This is a genomic window from Pinirhizobacter sp. (assembly GCF_036499745.1).
Taxonomy (GTDB): Bacteria; Pseudomonadota; Gammaproteobacteria; order Xanthomonadales; family Rhodanobacteraceae; genus Pinirhizobacter.
Genome location: NZ_DASYDG010000035.1, coordinates 1 through 16,609, shown reverse-complemented (window position 1 = coordinate 16,609; position 16,609 = coordinate 1). Strand labels below are relative to the sequence as shown.

Genomic DNA, 16,609 nt, shown 5'->3' with positions numbered 1-16,609 from the left:
GGCGCGAGGGCCCGGAGACGTCAGGCGAGTGCGATCGACTCGTGCTCAACCGCTATCACGCCGTTGACCAGATAGATGTACGTCGTACCCGCCTGCAACGCCGGTGACCAATAGTTGATGTTCCCGGCGCTGGAGTTGTCCTCCATTGCCAGGAAATCCATATTCTGGGTGAACTGCTTCACTCCCTTGAAGAGCAACGTCAGCTTGGTTCGTGTGTTGGGCGAGATGCCAACGAACGCGCGAACGGAGACAGCAACCTCCCGCGTCGTCGGACGAACCTCCACCCCGGTGAGTTGTGCATCATGAAGTTCCAGGTCTTGGGCAGGAAACACGGGCACACTCCGTTCGTTGGAAACGGATCATGAATCTAGCACGCGGACTCATACCGGGCGCGTCAGCGCCCGGACGCCGCCGCCTTTATCTTCCCCTCAAGATCCTGATACCCAGGCGCCGCCACGTCTTCAATCTTCAACGATGTGGTGACATTGCCCTGCACGATGAGCGATACCTTGCCCAGGCCACCGCCGACACCCGTCGTCCAGGAAGCAATGGCGATCGTGTTCGGGCCGTGCGCGTGCAGCAGGCCCGCCGGCAGCTCGAACTCGTGTTGCGGACCTACATCGGAGATGTAGCGGCCTACCTGCCAGCCGTTGACGAAGATCAACGCACGGTATGGGCGCTCGGATGCATCCTCGATCTCCAGGGCGATGGGAATATCCTGCCCGGGGGGAAGGTCGAGGGTGACATTGGTGCGATACCACTGCACGCTGGCCTCGGTCGCCGTCGAGGGCAGCGTTGCATCCTTCCAGGTCTTGTCATCGAAACCGGGCAGCGGCCAGCCCATGCGCTCGCCGTAAAGGCCGCCGTTGTTGAATGGCCCGCGCACGGTGTCCAGGCCGTCTTCGCCTCCGAGGTTGCCCTGGATGCGCCAATGAATGGCAGCATCGGAGCCGAGGAATGTCGCTTTGTACAGGCCGTGCGGCTCCTTGGTGACACCGTTACTCTCTTCCTGGTTGTGACCCATGTTGTCCACCAGCACGGCAAGCACGTTGTCCTTGCCCGGCTGAAGCCACGACGGGTCGATGTTGAAGAGCTGCGAACTGCTGGGATTGCTGCCGAGGTAGTGGCCGTTTAGCCAGGCGGTGAAGACGCCATGGTTGCCAAGATGCACGCCCATGTAGGCGCCCAGGAGGATGCCTGTTTCATGGCCCGTGGCCTTGAAGTGGCCGCGATACCACACCGCGCCATGGTGGAAGCCGTAGTCGTCGCTGTTCCAGATCGGCGAATGACCGTCCCAGTAGGGATTCTTCGTCGAGGAAAGATCGGCCAGTGCCCAGGCGTGGTCGTCAAACCGTGCTTCGGCTTCGGGACTACCGGCTTGGGTCTTCCAGTGATCGAGCGTGGGCAATGTCACTGGTTGCGGACCATCCACGCGGGCGAGCAGGCTGCCGGACGGTGTTACCGAAGTGGCCACGGCGCGGCCGTTCCAGCCAAGCGATTTCACGGCTCGAGGATTAAACAGTTCCACTTCTCCCGCCTGGGCAGCATCGCCCTCCAGGGCGGCGGTGGCGTCCGCCGCCGATACGCTCACATCCCGGACGAGGTAGGGCCCGCGCACCAGCACCGGACCCACGTTCGACGGGAGCTGCCAGAACGTGGCGGCCGTAGTGTCGTCGGCCAGGAGCAACAGCAGCGACGTTCCGTCGGTACCGCTGATCGACACGCGGGCAAGGCCGTCGTGCCGATAGTTCAGCCGGAGCGTTCCAGCCCTGGCATCGAAATGACTGGCCACCTGCCCCGCCAACACGCGCACGCGGGGAGCAGCCCTGTAGCGCAGGACCGTCTCGCCATCTTCGCCGTTGCGCCCATGGAGCAAGGCTATATCCCGGCCCCCGGATGAGAGCTGCGTCATCCATTCAGAGGTGGAATAGACCAGCTCCTGCGAACCGAAGTGGTAGTGAGCGAGCAGGATCTTCGAATCGCGCCCGTTGATCCGCAATGCCGTACCCGCCTGTTGCGGCACCGAGGTGTAAACAGCCTTACCACCGTGGACGACGTCGGCGGCCAGGTTCATCCATACATGCGTGCTGTCGTCGGCCGTCGATGCCGCATCGGCGTGCCGGACGATATGGAACTGCGTGCCGTCGTCGGGGTTGATGCGTGCATCGTCACGGATGCCCTGCTGCGTGGGCGGCCGAACAGGCAAGCGGTCGGTCTTGGCCAATGGGGCAACCGCTTGCACGAAGTAACCCAGGCGCTTTTGCTGGTCGTACTTGCCGGTAAGTTTACGGCTGGCCTCGATGGCGGCGCCGTAGTCGTACGAGGTATACACGCCGGGCGAGGCCAGGTAACCCCAGTTGAGGCCACCGTAGGTCATGTAGAAATTCTGCATGGTGGAGCCGGCGGCGATGTTGGCCTTGTAGAACACCCGCTCGAACGGCACGCCGGTGAGTTCGCGGCACTTCGCGTTGCCCGCGCCACCCCATTTATCGAAGGCACCACCCTGGTATTCGGGGAAGAACAACGGCGTGTCCTTCAACGCAAGTCGCTCGCTGCTGAAGTCGTAAAGCTTGTTCCAGCGCTCAGGCCGGGTGCAGTCAAAATCCAGCGGATACGAATCGAAACCGGGAATCTGCGGCGCGCCCAGGCCGGTAAGGAAATTGTCGTTGTGGTTGCCTGTCAGCGGCACCGTGATGCCATCGGCACGCGCCTTGTCGGCGATGTCCTGCATGTAACGGCGGGTATCGTCGTTCTCGGCGTAGAGCTCGTTCTCTACCTGGTACAGCAACACCGTGCCGGTACCGTTGGTCACCTGATGCCGGGCGATGATGGCATCGATATGGGTGAGCCAGTCTTTATAGGCAGCGGTGTATTCCGGCGCCGTGGTACGGGGTTTTCCCGCCGTACCGGCAAGCCACGCCGGGAAGCCGCCGCCGTCGGTTTCGGCGTTGATATACGGCCCGGGCCGGGCGATCACATAGATGCCCTCGTCGCGCGCCATGTCCAGCAGGCGGTCGACATCGCGGATGCCTGAGAAGTCGTAGACGCCGGGCCGTGGCGAGTGGAACCCCCAATGGAAGTAGATCTCCACGCCGTTGTAACCGCCGGCCTTCATCTTCTGCAGCACGTCCTTCCACAGCGAAGGGCTGGGCAGGCGCCAGTAGTGGAACGAACCCGACCACAGGTAGATGCGCTTGCCATCCACAAGGAGGGAATAGCGGTCGTAGGTCACGGTGTGCGCGGACGGCGCGGCCACGCGTGCCTGGTCTTCAGCGTGCAGCCTCGGCCCACCAGCAAGGGTGGCTGCCAAAAACAGCGCCCCTACGCCAGGCAAGGACCGCCCCCATGCCATCGTGTTCGACCTGGACATCCGCCGCTCCCATGGTGCCGTTCCGGATCGGGCAGATTGGGGCAATTTGTGCATTGTTGCAACTATGGGGATGTTGCAGGTTGCTCGGCCGAAGCCCTTTGCGACCGGAACATCCATGCAAGTGCAGGCGGGGTAGCGATCGAGGACAGGATAGACATCCCCACGATCACCGAGTAAAGGGTGGAATCGAGCAGGCCCGTGGCAAGGCCGAGGCTGGCGATGACCACGCCCACTTCCCCACGCGGCACCATGCCCACGCCGACGATCAGCGCGCTGGTTTTTCCCAGCGAGATCGCGCCCAGGAAACCACCGACGACCTTGGAGACGATGGCGATGGCCAGCGCCATCGCCAACATCGCCAGGCCGTGGGCATCGGCAAGGTTGCCCAGGTCCACCCGGGCCCCGGTGACCACGAAGAAGAACGGGGTAAGGAAGGCCAGCAACGGTGAGGTACTGCGCGCCAATTCCCCGCGCTGGCGAGTTTCGGCGGCGACCATGCCGGCCAGGAACGCCCCGATGATCGCTGCCAGGTGAAAGCGTGTGGACAACCACGCCAGGCCCAGGCACATGGCCAGGGTTATTGCCAGCGGCGAGAGCGGGTTCTGCGGGGCGTCCAGCCAGCCTGAGCCTCGGCGCATCATCATGCTGCCGCCCAGGCCGATCACGGCGACGAAGCCCACGGCGCCAGCGAATGTGCCCAACAGCGGCCACAGGCTCACTTCGCCATGGCCCTGCATGGCGGTGACGATGCCAAGCAGCAGCATGGCCAGGATGTCGTCGATCACCGCCGCGCCCAGGATGATCCGTGCCTCGCGGCGCCCGAGCACGCCAAGCTCCTGCAGCACGCGCGCGGTGATGCCCGCGGATGTGGCGACGAAGGCCGCGGCAACGAACATCGAATGTGCCCACGCCAGGCCCAGTCCGTGCGCCCATGTCGAAGCCATCACGAACGGAGTGATCACACCGAGCACGCCGACAGCCAGCGCATGGCCACCCACGGCCTTGAGGTCCGCCAGGCTGGTTTCCAGACCCACCGAGAACAGCAGGAGGATGACACCGACCTCGGCGAGCATGTCCACCGGTGTGCCCGACGCGATGCTGGCGCTACCGATCCAGCCCAGCACGGACGGCCCCAGCACGCAGCCGGCGACGATTTCGCCGACCACGGCCGGTAACCGCAGGCACAAGGCCAATTCGCCGCCCAATAGCGCGGCCACGTACATCACGAACAGCAGCAGCAGGATGTCCGTTATCGGGTGCATCAGCCGCCCGGATATTCGTACTTGCGCCTGGCTTCAGCCATCGGTGGCGATGCAGCGCGCCAGCTCGCCGGCATCGGCGAGCCCGGTAACGTCACGCGCGGTGGCGATCACGGTGTCCTGGCGGGTGGCATCGAGCAAGCCGTCAGTACAGTCGCGAAACTTCTGCGCCACTTCATCGTCGCTCATCGGAAGGTTGGGACCGCCACGGTATCGCTCGTCGGCCCATTGGACCAGCGTACGGCCGTCGTGGGTGGTGAGCTCGATGCGCGATCGGATGAGATCGAAGCCCATTGCCTCGATCGCCGGATCCAGCTGCACGGTAATACGACGCTGCATCGACTGCATGTCGTCGGCCAGGATGCTCTCGTCGGTAAATTCCCGGCGACCGGCACGGCGGTGCACGACCATCATCGCCAGCAGCGCCGCCATGGAGAATTTGGCCTGCAGGTGGTTCATGGCGATGGGGTAGCGGATCGGGTTCAGGATATTGCTGCCGGCATGGAAGACGATCGATGCCACCTCGTCCGGCCTGACATCGTTCGTCGTGACCAGTTTCAGCATCGCATCCATCGACTGATGGGTGAGGATCCCCGACGGATAGGGCTTGATGCTGACACCCGGCGAAACGATGGTGAACGTGTTGCCGAAGCCCTGTTCGAGTTTCGAGTCGGTGAAGCCGCCGGCCAGTACCTGCGCGAAGCCCCAACGGCCATCCAGGGCGGACGGATCGGCAGTGAAGCCCCGCGCTGCCAGGAGAGCGGCGGTCACGCCGTTCTCCGCGGCGCGGCCCACGTGCAGCGGCTTGGTCATGGTGCCGAAGTTGCAGCGGATGCCTGCCGCGAAGCTCGCCGCCATGCCCAGCGCATGGCGAAGTTGCGCGCCATGCAGCCCCAGCAACTTCGACGCCGCGGCGCAGGCACCGAACGTACCTACCGTACCGCTGCTGTGGTGTCCGCGCAGATAGTGGTCGGGCAACATCCATTCGGAAATCTTGCATTCCACTTCGAAGCCGGCCTGGAAAGCCACCATGAGGCCACGTCCGCTGACGTTGCCAATCCTCTGGGCTGTCACCAGGGCCGCGGTCAACGGTGGCACGGTCGGATGGGTGAGCAGGCCGTAGATATGCGCAGGATCATGCGATACCTGCGTGTCGTCCCAGTCGTGCGCGTGTCCCGCCGTACCGAGCACGCGCGCCGCCAGCGGCGCCGGCACCTTCGCCATCCCGGCACCCACCAACAAGGCGTCCTCGCGCCCACCCTGTTCGCGCGCATCGTCGATGAGCATGCGTACCGATGATTCATCCGCACCGGCTACGTAGAGGCCCATCGCGTCGAGGATGCAGCGCCGGCCGATGGCCAGGGCCTCCGTGGGCAGGTCGTCGTAGGCGATGTCCTCGATGAATCGAGCGGCCTGCTCGGTGATGTTCGCGGGCTTGGTGGTCATGGAGCCGGTTCCTCGTTGGATGGTGTGTTGCACAATTTTTTCCGCGCATCGGCGTGGTATTTCGTGCGTCGTCGCCTGCCACGTCAGTTGCGTCGGAGAGCGCGCTCGATGTGCACGCGCAACATCGCTCCACCGCATGCACTTTTCGATGCGAAATCCGTTGTCACTATAACTTATATAAGATATGTTGCTACACCATCGGGCTACCACCCGCTTGTTCGCGTTGCCTACGGACGTTCGTGTTCGCACTCGTTTCTTCACTGGAGGAAAGGATGAAAAGCAGCCCGGGCAAGATGCTTGCCCTCGTCTTTACCGGCCTCGTCGCCGGTTTCGCATGCACCATGGCGGTGGCCACGGATGCCTACCCCGTCAAGGTGGTCAAGCTGGTCACCCACTCCAATCCTGGCAGTGGCAGCGATGTGTTCCTGCGCAGGCTCAGTACGCGGCTTGGCGCGATCATGGGCGTGAAGTTCATCGTGGTGAACGAAAAGGGAGGTAGTGGCAGCAGGGCCATGGCGCTACTCGCCGAGTCGAAACCCGATGGCAGCATCTTCTACGCCACCACGCCGACTTTCATCTTCACCTCGCAGCTGAGCAGCCCGAAGTACACCTACAAGGACCTGGAGCCCGTGGTGAACGTGTTCTCCGACCAGGAGATTCTGTACACGCGGGCGGACGGTCCCTACAAGACGCTCAAGGATGTGATGGACCATGCGCGCGAGGGACGCGGGCGCTGGGGAGCAGCCAACCCCGGTTCGCTCGAGCGCCAGGCGCTGGAGCGGCTGAAGGAAGTGTCCAAGGTGCAGGCCGGTGTGGTTACCCATTCCGGTGGCGGGGAATTGTTGATCAACGTGCTCAACGGCACGCTCGACGTGGGCGTGGGCGAATACCAGGAATTGCTTTCGCAGGTACAGTCCGGGCAGATCCGGCTGCTGGCCGTGTTCGCCGACAAGCGCATGCAGGAGTTACCGAACCTGCCCACGGTGAAGGAGTCCGGCTATGACGTTACGGTGCACAAGTTCCGCGGCATCGCAGGCCCCAAGGGCTTGCCACCGAATGTGATCGCCGCGTGGGAAAAAGGCGTGCAGGCCGTGCTGAAAGACCCTGCGTACATGAAGATCTACAAGGAAGATGCGCTTACGCCCGATTACATGAGCCATGCGGACTACGTGCCGTTCATCGCCAAGTTCGCCGCTGACAGCGCCACCTTCTTCAAGACCCACGGCGTCACCCAGTAAGTCGACGGCAAGCACCGGCGCGGCCGCAGGCCGCGCCGAATTCCCCACCCGAGGCAGACCATGCTCAAGGATCTCATCGGTGGCCTGCTGCTACTGTCGCTGGCCGCGCTGTACTACCACTTCTCGCTGTCGATCCAGCACAGTTCGTTGTCCGACGCCGTCGGCGCCGATGGCTTTCCCAAGGGGCTCGCGGCCATCCTGGGCGGCCTGTCGGTGATCCTTATTGCCAAATCGGTAGTGCAGCTGGGCCTGGCCCTGCACCGGGGCACGCTGGCCCTGGGCATCGATCCGGAACTCATCCATTCGATACTGCGCGCGCTGGGCATGCTGGCGATCGCGGTGGGCTTCCTTTACCTGCTGCCGTACGCCGGCTACCCGCTGGCCGTGGTCGTGCTTATCGCCGTGGTCGGCGTGTACCAGCGGCGGCCGTTCGCATGGCCGCTATGGGCCACATCCATTGGCGGCGCGGCGATCTTCTGGGGCCTGTTCGTCTACTTGCTGGAGATCCCGCTGCCTACCGGTAGCTGGTTCGGCGGCGCCTGAAGGATTCCGATACATGCACGCCATCATGCAGATCCTGCAGCTCTACTGGACCACGCCGATTATCCCGGTGGTGTTCCTGGGGATAACCGTGGGCATCATCGGCGGGGCGCTGCCGGGCATCTCGCCCTCGATCACCATGGCCTTGCTGGTGCCATTCACGTACACGATGAGTGCACCGATGGCGATCGTGCTGCTGGCCACCACGTATCTTGGCGCTGAATACGGCGGCTCAGTCCCGGCCATCCTCATCAACACTCCCGGCACCAATTCCTCGGTGGTGACCACCATCGACGGCTACGCGATGAAACTCAAGGGACTGGCGCCCGAGGCGCTGGGCATCTCGCTCTATTCAGGCGTGCTGGGCGCGCTGGTTGGCTTCGTGTTGCTTACGTTACTGACCAAACCGCTGGTGAAGGTGGCGCTGGCCTTCACGCCGATGTCGTACTTCGCGCTGGGTGTGCTGGGCTTGAGCATCATCGCCACGCTCGGCGGCAAGAACCTGTTCAAGGCCCTGGCCACCGGCATTGTCGGCATGATGGTCTCCACCATCGGCGCCGACCCGATCTCCGGCGTCAACCGCTTCACCTTCGGCCAGCCCGACCTCATTTCCGGCATCGAACCGGTGTTGATCATGGTGGGCCTCTTCGCGGTAAGCGAGATTCTGCTGCAGGCCGGCGAACCGGCCTGGGACCGTGTGTCCGGACGGGCACGCCTGCGCTTTCCCAATGGCGCGATGCGACGCCGGCTGGTGAAACCCCAGGTGATCGGAGCCGCGGTTGGCACATTCGAAGGCTGCATGCCCGGCGCCGGCGGCACGGTGGCGTCGTTCATTGCTTATAACGAGGCACGCCGCTGGTCCAGGTACAAGGAAGAATTCGGCCATGGCTCCCCCGAGGGCGTGGCCGCACCGGAAACCTCCAATGCCACGGTGACCTATTCGGCGTTGATCCCGACTTTGAGCTTCGGCATCCCCGGTTCCAATTCCACGGCGGTATTGCTCGGCGGCCTGCTGATCCAGGGCCTCACCCCGGGCCCGCAGCTTTTCGCGCAATCGCCGCATGTGATCGACGGGCTGTACGGCGGCATGTTCGCCGCTCCCTTCGTGCTACTGGTGATGGGCATACTCATCCTGCCTGCCTGTATCTGGCTGGTGAACCGTCCGCGCGCCTACCTCATGGCTTTCATCCTGGCGCTGATCTTCTCGGGCGTGTATTCGATCAACAACAGCATGTTCGACCTGGGCATCGTGATGGTGGCAGGCGTCGCCGGTTTCGTCATGCGCAAGCTCGACCTGCCCTTCCTTCCCGCGGTGCTCGGCCTGGTGCTGGGCTTCATGGTGGAATCGAACTACCGCCGCTCGCTGGTGGTATCCGGTGGCGACAAGTGGATCTTCCTGCAGGATCACATCTCGGCGGCGTTCCTGGTTGTCGCCGCGCTGTTTGTCTTCGGCTCGCTGGGCAACCAGCTACGGCTGGAAATAAAGCGGCGCCGCGGCCTGAGGGACGGCGTCACCCCGGCATAAATTGTTTCTTTGGAGAATAAACCCGATGCATGAACCAACCAGCCCGCGACCGCTCCACGGCAAGGTGGCCATCGTCACCGGCAGCGCGCGCAATATCGGACGATCCATTGCCTGCCGCCTGGCCGCCGAAGGCGCAAGCGTGGTGGTGAATGGACGCAGCCGGCCAGAGCAAGTGGACGCGACGGTGGCCTTCATCCGCGAGCACGGCGGCACCGCGGTGGGCTGCCTGGCCGACATCACCGAGGAAGATGGCGCAAACCGGCTGATCGCCTGCGCCATCGAAACCTTCGGGCGCCTGGACATCCTGGTGAACAACGCGGCAGTCCGTCAGGAAGCCGACCTTGCCACGATGTCGCTAGCGGACTGGCGCAGGATCACAGGCGTGGTGCTCGACGGCGCGTTCCTTTGCGTGCGCGCGGCGCGCGAGCACCTGATCGCCAGCGGTGCCGGCGCCATCGTCAACATCGGCGGCATGACGGGCAGCTCTGGTGCCAAGGCCCGCGTGCACGTGGTGACGGCGAAAGCCGGCCTTGTGGGCATGACCAAAGCGCTGGCCTGGGATCTTGCCGAAGCCAATGTCACCGTGAACCTGGTCTCGCCCGGGATGATAGAGACCGAACGCGACCTCTCCACCGCGCCAGCCAAGCCCAAACACCACGCGGTGCATCATCCACTGTTGGGCCGTCGCGGCACGCCCGAAGACATCGCAGGTGTCGTGCAGATGCTTTGCGGCCCCGACGGCCGCTTCGTCACCGGCCAGGTGATCCACGTCAACGGCGGGGCCTACCTGCCATGAACACTGTCGGGAGATTGCCATGACCGGGCCGGCCCTCGATCGCCTGGAAGACAAGTGCCTGTCGATCGTGCGCGTGCCCGCGCGTCCTGCACGGCCACGTTCGGAAGGGCTCACCGTGGTCGCGGACCGCGGCCTGGGACCACGCGCGCTGGACGACCTGCTGGACACCGCCGGTGAATACATCGACGTGGCCAAGTTCGCCATGGGTGTATCGCGCCTCCTGCCCGAGGCGTTGGTGCGCGGCAAGATCCAGGCCTACGACAAGCGCGGCATCCCCGCCTTCTTCGCCGGAGAAGTTTCCGAGCTGGCGTTGATGCAGGGCGTGGCGAAGGAGTACTTCGCCGCCATCCACGACCTTGGTGGCTGGGGCGTGGAAGTGTCCAACGCGCAGGTGGCCATGGGCATCGGGCAGAAGTCCGCGCTGATCGCGCTGGCGCGCGATGCTGGCCTGGAAGTGGTGGCCGAATGTGGCAGGAAAGGGGGCGTGGACTGGACCGGCAGCGCGAAGCTGGTCGCCGCCGAAGTGAAGGCCTGCCTGGATGCCGGTGCGTGGCGCGTCTTGATCCAGGCCGAGGGCCTGAACGAAGGCGTGGAGAAACGCAATGAAGGCCTGGTGCTCGACCTGGTCGGCCAGTTCGGCCTGGGGCAGCTGATCTTCCAGGCCAAGGAAGAGGGTCTTATTCCCTGGTTCCTGAAAACCTTCGGCTCGGCGGTGAACCTCGACGTCGATTCGGACCAGGTGCTCGACCTCGAATCGCAGCGGCGCGGATTGCGCAAGCGCGGCGTGTTCGCCCTGATGGCTGGGCACTGAACCCTGGCCGGCCTTTCATCCTCCAGCAAAAAGAAGAATTCCATGCACCACCCAGCCCCACCGGAAACCACGATCTCCGAACATATGGCCAACGTATTCAGCCAACTCAAGGCAAGCCAGCTCCCCTCCGCGGTGCGCGAGGTGGCCATCACCGACCTGATCGACATGACCGGCCTTTGCGTGGCCGCGCGCGAACAGGATTACGTGCGCCAGATTGCCGGCGGCTGGGACAGCGATGGCCCGTGCACGGCCATCGGCCACGCACGCACGCTCGATGCCGCGGGTGCCGCGGTGGTCAACGGTGTAGCCACCCACGGTGAGGATTTCGACGATACGCTTGAAGGCGCACCGATCCGCGTGGGTGCCATGGTGATCCCCGCGGTGCTGGCGGCCAGCGAGCGCTTCGGCCTGTCCGGCGAGCGGGCGCTCCTGGGTATCGTGGCGGGCATGGAAGCGGTGTGCCGGCTCAACCACGTGGCGGCGGGCAAGATGCACAAAGCGTGTTTCCACCCGGTCGGTGTTATCGGTGCACTGGGCGCCGCGGTGGGTGCCGGGACCGCCATGGGCCTGGACGAGAAGTGTCTGTCGATGGCCATGGGCGTGGCCGGCAGCATGTCTTCGGGCATCATCGAATTCCTTACCGACGGCGCCTGGACCAAGCGCCTGCATCCAGGCTGGGCCGCCCAGTCGGGCTTGCGCGCGGCGGTGATCGCGCGCCAGGGCTTCTTCGCCCCGCGCACCATCTTCGAGGGCGAGCACAATTTCTTCAGGGCCTTCGCACCCAGTGCCATACCTGACTACAGCCACCTGCTCGAAGGGCTGGGCGAACATTTCTACATGGAGAAGATCGCCTTCAAGCCGTACGCCTGCGGCACCATGATCCATCCCTACATCGACTGCATGATCCGTTTGGCGGCCCAGGGTGTGAAGGCCGACCAGATCCAGCGCATCGAGTGTCCCACCGGCGAGGGCCTGGTGCACCGGCTATGGGAGCCGCTGGAGGCAAAGCACCGGCCACCATCAGGTTACGCGGCCAAGTTCAGCATGCCCTTCTGCATGGCGGTCGGCTTCTTCGACGGCGACGCCGGCCTTGCGCAATTCACCGACGAACGCGCCGCCGATCCGGCGGTGCTGGCCCTGGCAGCCAGGATTTCCTACGTGATCGACCCGGCGAATGAGTACCCGCGCAATTACAGCGGGCATATCCGCGTGACCCTGAAGGATGGCTCGACCATCGCACTGGACCAGCCGCACATGCGCGGTGGCATGCGCGAGCCGCTTACGCGTGGGCAGATCATCGCCAAGTTTCACGGTAATATCGCCCATGGACATTGGCCCGAGGCGCTGGGCCGCGACCTGCTGGCATTTTGCGAGGGGCTTCCCGATCACCGGGACCTCGCCGGGCTGGCCTCGTTCCGCCATTGATATTCCCCATTGCCAGGATGCCGCATGCGCAAACATTCAACCCAGGAAGGACGGCGCGCGTGGCGGTAAAGGGCAAGGCGCCGGGACGCAGCGCGGCCAAGCCGCGCGTCGACGCGGAGGCCACTTCGCCGTTCGACATCCGGCGCGACCAGCGCATGGCATCGGCGCGCAATACCATCGGCGAGCGACCGTCCGCACGTCCGCTCTATCTTCAGGTCAAGGATCACCTGATCCGCCGCGTACTCGCCGGCGACTGGGGCCCCGGCGGCATGTTGCCCAGTGAAATGAAGCTGGCCGAAGAATATGGCTTGAGCCAGGGCACCGTGCGCCACGCCATCGAAGAAATGGCGGTGGAAGGCCTGGTCACGCGGCAATCGGGGCGCGGCACTTTCGTCGCCTCGCACAAGGGCGATTACAAACCCTTCCGTTTCAGCCGGTTTTTCCTCGCGTCGGGGGAAACCCTGGCAGGTAGCGAGGTCCGTTACCTTGCCAGCTCCAACATCAAGGCCACTGCGCGTGTCGCCGCGGGGCTGCAACTGGCAGCCGGCGAACCAGTCTCGCGCCTGGTGCGCGCGCGTTGCCATCGTGGGGCGCCCGTGCTTGTGGACTTCATGTACCTGGGCGAAGAACTCTGCCCCGATGCCGACACCGTGATCTTCCAGCAGAGGCCCAACTCGCTCTACCTGGCGCTTGAGCAGGTATACAACCTGCTGGTGGTGCGCGTGGACGAGCGTATCCGCGCACGACTGATCAATCGCGAGGAAGCGCGTTTGCTCGACGCCCCCGGCGACGTCCCGGTACTGGAGGTGGAGCGCACCGCGTATAGCCTCGGCGGCGAACCGGTGGAATGGCGCATCTCCGTCTGCCGCACGGACCAGCTGGTCTATCTTAACCGCACCACCTGAAGTGGGCCTGGCGATGCCCGGCTTGAATCTTCCAGTGTCAACATTATTCTTATATAAGATATAATTAATAACCGGACCACACCATGACCCACCACCTATCCGCACCCGGCACCCCGCTTTCCGTCGCCGCGCGAATTGCCGAATGGGCCGCCGGCCTTGACGTAGCGGACGTGCCCGCCACGGTCCGGCGCGCCGTGGCCAACACGGTGATCGATACCGCCGCGCTGGGCATTGCCTCCTTCGATACCGATTACGGCCGCGCCGTGCGTGGCATGCCGGCTTCGGCAGGGCCTTGCACGGTTTTCGGCGGCACGGCAACGCTCGATCCGTATGCGGCGGCGTTGATCAACGGCACCATGGCCCACGGCGAGGATTACGACAACACCTATGAAGGCTGTCCGGTGCATAGCGGCGTGGTGATCGTACCCGCCCTACTTGCGGCCGGCGAAGCCCATGGCCTGCCGGCCGACCGCGTCGCGCTCGGCATGGCGGTGGGCATCGAACTGATGTGCCGGTTGGGCATGGTGGCGCAGAAAGCGGTGCACACTGCAGGCTTTCATCCCACCTCGGTCCTCGGCACACCAGCGGCCGCCGCCGGTGTCGCCGTCGCCATGGGCCTGGATGCGGGCCGGATCGGCGATGCGCTGGGCGTGGCCGGAAGCCTGTCGTCGGGCATCATCGAATACCTGGCCGACGGTTCGTGGACCAAGCGCCTGCACGCGGGCTGGGCCGCGCAATCGGGGATTCGTGCGGCGGAACTGGGCGCGCATGGCTTCCGCGGTCCGGCCACCGTGTTCGAGGGCGTGCATGGCCTGTACAAGGCGTTCGCACCCGGCCTTAATCCGGACTTCGACCTCTTGCTGGCAGGCCTTGGCACGCATTGGGAAGCGGCCAACGTTGCCTTCAAGCCCTATGCCTGCGGCACCATGACCCAGCCCTACATCGATTGTGCAGTGAACCTGCGGCGGCATGGCATCGCTCCCGGCGACATCGTCGACATCACCTGCGCCGTCGGTGAAGGCACCGTGCATCGGTTATGGGCACCGCTGGAACTGAAACAACGTCCGCCCACGCCTTACGCCGCCAAATTCAGCGGCCCGTTCTGCGTGGCAGTGGGCGTGCTGCGCGGCGACGCGGGGTTGTCGGAGTTCACCGAAGCAACGATCACCGATCCGCACGTGCTTGCCCTGGCCGCCAAAGTGCGTTTCGAAGTGGATCCGGATAATCCCTATCCGCGCGCCTACACGGGCGAGTTGAAGGTGACGCTTCGCGATGGCCGCACCATCATCGAATCACAGCCACACCTGCGCGGTGGCGTCGACCAGCCGATGAGCCGTGATGATCTCGTCGCCAAGGCCCGCGCGAACCTCGCCTTCGGACACTGGCACGGCGATGCGGCAAATCTCATCACGCTGGCTGAGGGCATGTTCGACGATCCGCGCACGCTTTCGGCAAACCTGCTGTCCGGCACGCTTTCCTCTCAACGGGAATAGGCCATAATCGGGCGATCCAATGGGGAGACTGCCTGATGCGATCCAGTCGCTTTTCGTCCGCCGTGGCTTGCGCCGCGCCTTTCTCTGTTGCCCTGGCGTGCCTGCTCGCCTCGGCTGCGTCGCCCGCACAAAAAGCCGATCCCCAGGTGGAGTTGATTGCCAAGCGCAACGCGCTGGAGCAGGAACTTGAGTCCGTTGCCGTCATCGACCGCAAGGTGATGGTGAAAATGCGCGACGGCAAGCGCATGGCAGCCGATGTCTACCGGCCGAAGAACGCCTCCGGCAAGGTGCCGATCATCTTTTCGCGCACGCCGTACAACTTCAATTTCTGGGATGTGAAGCTTGGCGCACCGCGTGACATGAGCCGTGAGCTGGAAGCCGTGAAGGCCGGTTACGCCTACGTCAACATGAACGAACGCGGGCATTTCTTCTCCGAAGGAAATTACGACATCCTCGGCGCGCCGCTTAGCGACGGCGTGGACGCGGTGAACTGGATGGCATCGCAGCCCTGGTCCAATGGCAAGGTGGGTACCACCGGGTGTTCGTCCACCGCCGAATGGCAGATGGCCGTGGTGGCGCAGGATGATCCACACCTGGCCGCCTTCAACGTACAGGGCTTCGGTGCCGGCGTGGGCAAGGTGGGCCCGTACTGGGAACAGGGCAACTGGTATCGCGGGGGCGCGGTGCAGATGCTGTTCATCGCGTGGATCTACGGCGAGCAGAACCAGGTGCGGCCGATGTTTCCTCCGAACACCTCTCAAGCTGACCTGATCAAGGCTTCCAAGCTGTTCGATCTCGCGCCGCAGATGCCAGCCATCGACTGGGCGAAGGCTTACGAGCACCTGCCGGAGAAGGACATCATTAGCGCGGTCGGCGGGCCGGCGGGTATTTTTGCCGACAAGATGCCGGTCGACACGGGGGGCGCCATGATCGAGCGCGAGCCCAACAGCCCTGAGTGGCGCAAGGGTGGTCTCTGGCAGTCAGACACCATGCCGATCAACGTGCCGGGCTTCTGGTTTATGAGCTGGTATGACGTTTCTGTTGGCCCAAACCTTGCAGCTTATAACTTTGTCCGCTCGCATGCGAAGGGTGAAGCCGCAAATGAGCAGTATGCGGTGATCGCTCCCACGTTGCACTGCAGCTATACGCGTGCCACGGCGCATACGGTCGTCGGCGAGCGCGATATGGGTGATGCTCGGCTGGACTACAGCTCGATGACCTATGCATGGTTCGACCACTTCCTCAAGGGCGAGGACAATGGCTTCCTGAAGAAGCAGCCGAAAGTCACGTACTACACCATGGGCTCGAACAAGTGGCAGCATTCGGAAACATGGCCTCCGAAGGGCGCGCAGGAAGTGAAGCTCGAACTTGCGAGTTCAGGCAAGGCCAATACGCTGAACGGTGACGGCAAGCTTGTGCTTCCAGAAGCCGCATCGTCATCGCTTCTGCATTTCAGCAGTGCGTCTGCGATGGCTTCGAAAGCCGATACGCCAGATACATTCATCTACGACCCTATGCACCCGACGCCGAGCTATGGCGGCAATGTTTGCTGCGCAGCCAATACGATTCCCGGCAACGGTGGTTCGCTCGATCAGCGCAAGATGGAGTCTCGCAGCGACATTCTGGTGTACACCTCGGAGCCGCTGACGGAAGGCATTGAGGTTTCTGGCCCGATTACAGTGACGTATTACGTCAGCTCGGATGTGAAGGACACGGATGTCACTGCGAAGCTGATCGATGTGTTGCCCGACGGCACAGCCTACAACCTGGATGAGACGATCCAGCGCCTGCGTTACCGCGA

Annotated in this window: 13 protein-coding genes; 9 read left to right on the top strand and 4 right to left on the bottom strand. The window is 63.8% G+C overall.

All coding sequences use genetic code 11. From position 1 onward, the window contains the following. Nucleotides 1-20 precede the first annotated feature (20 nt). The 4 genes from VGM61_RS13380 to VGM61_RS13365 form a co-directional block, all read right to left on the bottom strand. Entirely contained in the window at nucleotides 21-332 is a 312-nt protein-coding gene (locus tag VGM61_RS13380; protein WP_331523332.1) for a hypothetical protein, read from the bottom strand. Between the two features lie 62 nt (nucleotides 333-394). After that, nucleotides 395-3,310, bottom strand: a complete 2,916-nt coding sequence (locus VGM61_RS13375; protein ID WP_331523331.1) for a beta-galactosidase — start codon at nucleotides 3,308-3,310, stop codon at nucleotides 395-397. A gap of 122 nt (nucleotides 3,311-3,432) precedes the next feature. Next, complete coding sequence (locus VGM61_RS13370) at nucleotides 3,433-4,632, bottom strand: cation:proton antiporter (protein ID WP_331523330.1); 1,200 nt, start codon at nucleotides 4,630-4,632, stop codon at nucleotides 3,433-3,435. A gap of 33 nt (nucleotides 4,633-4,665) precedes the next feature. Next, complete coding sequence (locus VGM61_RS13365; RefSeq protein ID WP_331523329.1) at nucleotides 4,666-6,075, bottom strand: MmgE/PrpD family protein; 1,410 nt, start codon at nucleotides 6,073-6,075, stop codon at nucleotides 4,666-4,668. A gap of 272 nt (nucleotides 6,076-6,347) precedes the next feature. Between VGM61_RS13365 and VGM61_RS13360 the strand changes: the two genes are divergently transcribed. The 9 genes from VGM61_RS13360 to VGM61_RS13320 form a co-directional block, all read left to right on the top strand. Next, a complete protein-coding gene (locus VGM61_RS13360; protein WP_331523328.1) occupies nucleotides 6,348-7,313 on the top strand; it encodes a tripartite tricarboxylate transporter substrate binding protein in 966 nt (321 codons plus the stop codon). 60 nt (nucleotides 7,314-7,373) lie between these two features. Continuing rightward, entirely contained in the window at nucleotides 7,374-7,856 is a 483-nt protein-coding gene (locus VGM61_RS13355; RefSeq protein WP_331523327.1) for a tripartite tricarboxylate transporter TctB family protein, read from the top strand. Between the two features lie 13 nt (nucleotides 7,857-7,869). Further along, nucleotides 7,870-9,378 carry a tripartite tricarboxylate transporter permease gene (locus tag VGM61_RS13350; protein WP_331523326.1) on the top strand — a complete coding sequence of 503 codons (1,509 nt, stop codon included), beginning with the start codon at nucleotides 7,870-7,872 and terminating at the stop codon, nucleotides 9,376-9,378. Nucleotides 9,379-9,403: 25 nt separating this feature from the next. Further along, a complete protein-coding gene (locus VGM61_RS13345; protein ID WP_331523325.1) occupies nucleotides 9,404-10,174 on the top strand; it encodes an SDR family NAD(P)-dependent oxidoreductase in 771 nt (256 codons plus the stop codon). Nucleotides 10,175-10,193: 19 nt separating this feature from the next. Continuing rightward, the gene (locus VGM61_RS13340; RefSeq protein WP_331523324.1) at nucleotides 10,194-10,985 is read left to right on the top strand and encodes a phosphosulfolactate synthase; all 792 of its coding nucleotides are present in this window, start codon (nucleotides 10,194-10,196) and stop codon (nucleotides 10,983-10,985) included. Nucleotides 10,986-11,027: 42 nt separating this feature from the next. Then, nucleotides 11,028-12,410 (top strand): MmgE/PrpD family protein, encoded by a 1,383-nt coding sequence (locus VGM61_RS13335; RefSeq protein ID WP_331523323.1) that lies wholly within the window; start codon nucleotides 11,028-11,030, stop codon nucleotides 12,408-12,410. Nucleotides 12,411-12,469: 59 nt separating this feature from the next. Then, on the top strand, nucleotides 12,470-13,315 hold the full coding sequence (locus VGM61_RS13330) for a GntR family transcriptional regulator (RefSeq protein WP_331523322.1): 846 nt from the start codon (nucleotides 12,470-12,472) through the stop codon (nucleotides 13,313-13,315). An 83-nt stretch (nucleotides 13,316-13,398) separates the two neighbouring features. Continuing rightward, nucleotides 13,399-14,808 carry an MmgE/PrpD family protein gene (locus VGM61_RS13325; protein WP_331523321.1) on the top strand — a complete coding sequence of 470 codons (1,410 nt, stop codon included), beginning with the start codon at nucleotides 13,399-13,401 and terminating at the stop codon, nucleotides 14,806-14,808. A gap of 35 nt (nucleotides 14,809-14,843) precedes the next feature. Further along, on the top strand, nucleotides 14,844-16,609 hold a 1,766-nt coding region (locus tag VGM61_RS13320; protein WP_331523320.1), incomplete at its 3' end, for a CocE/NonD family hydrolase.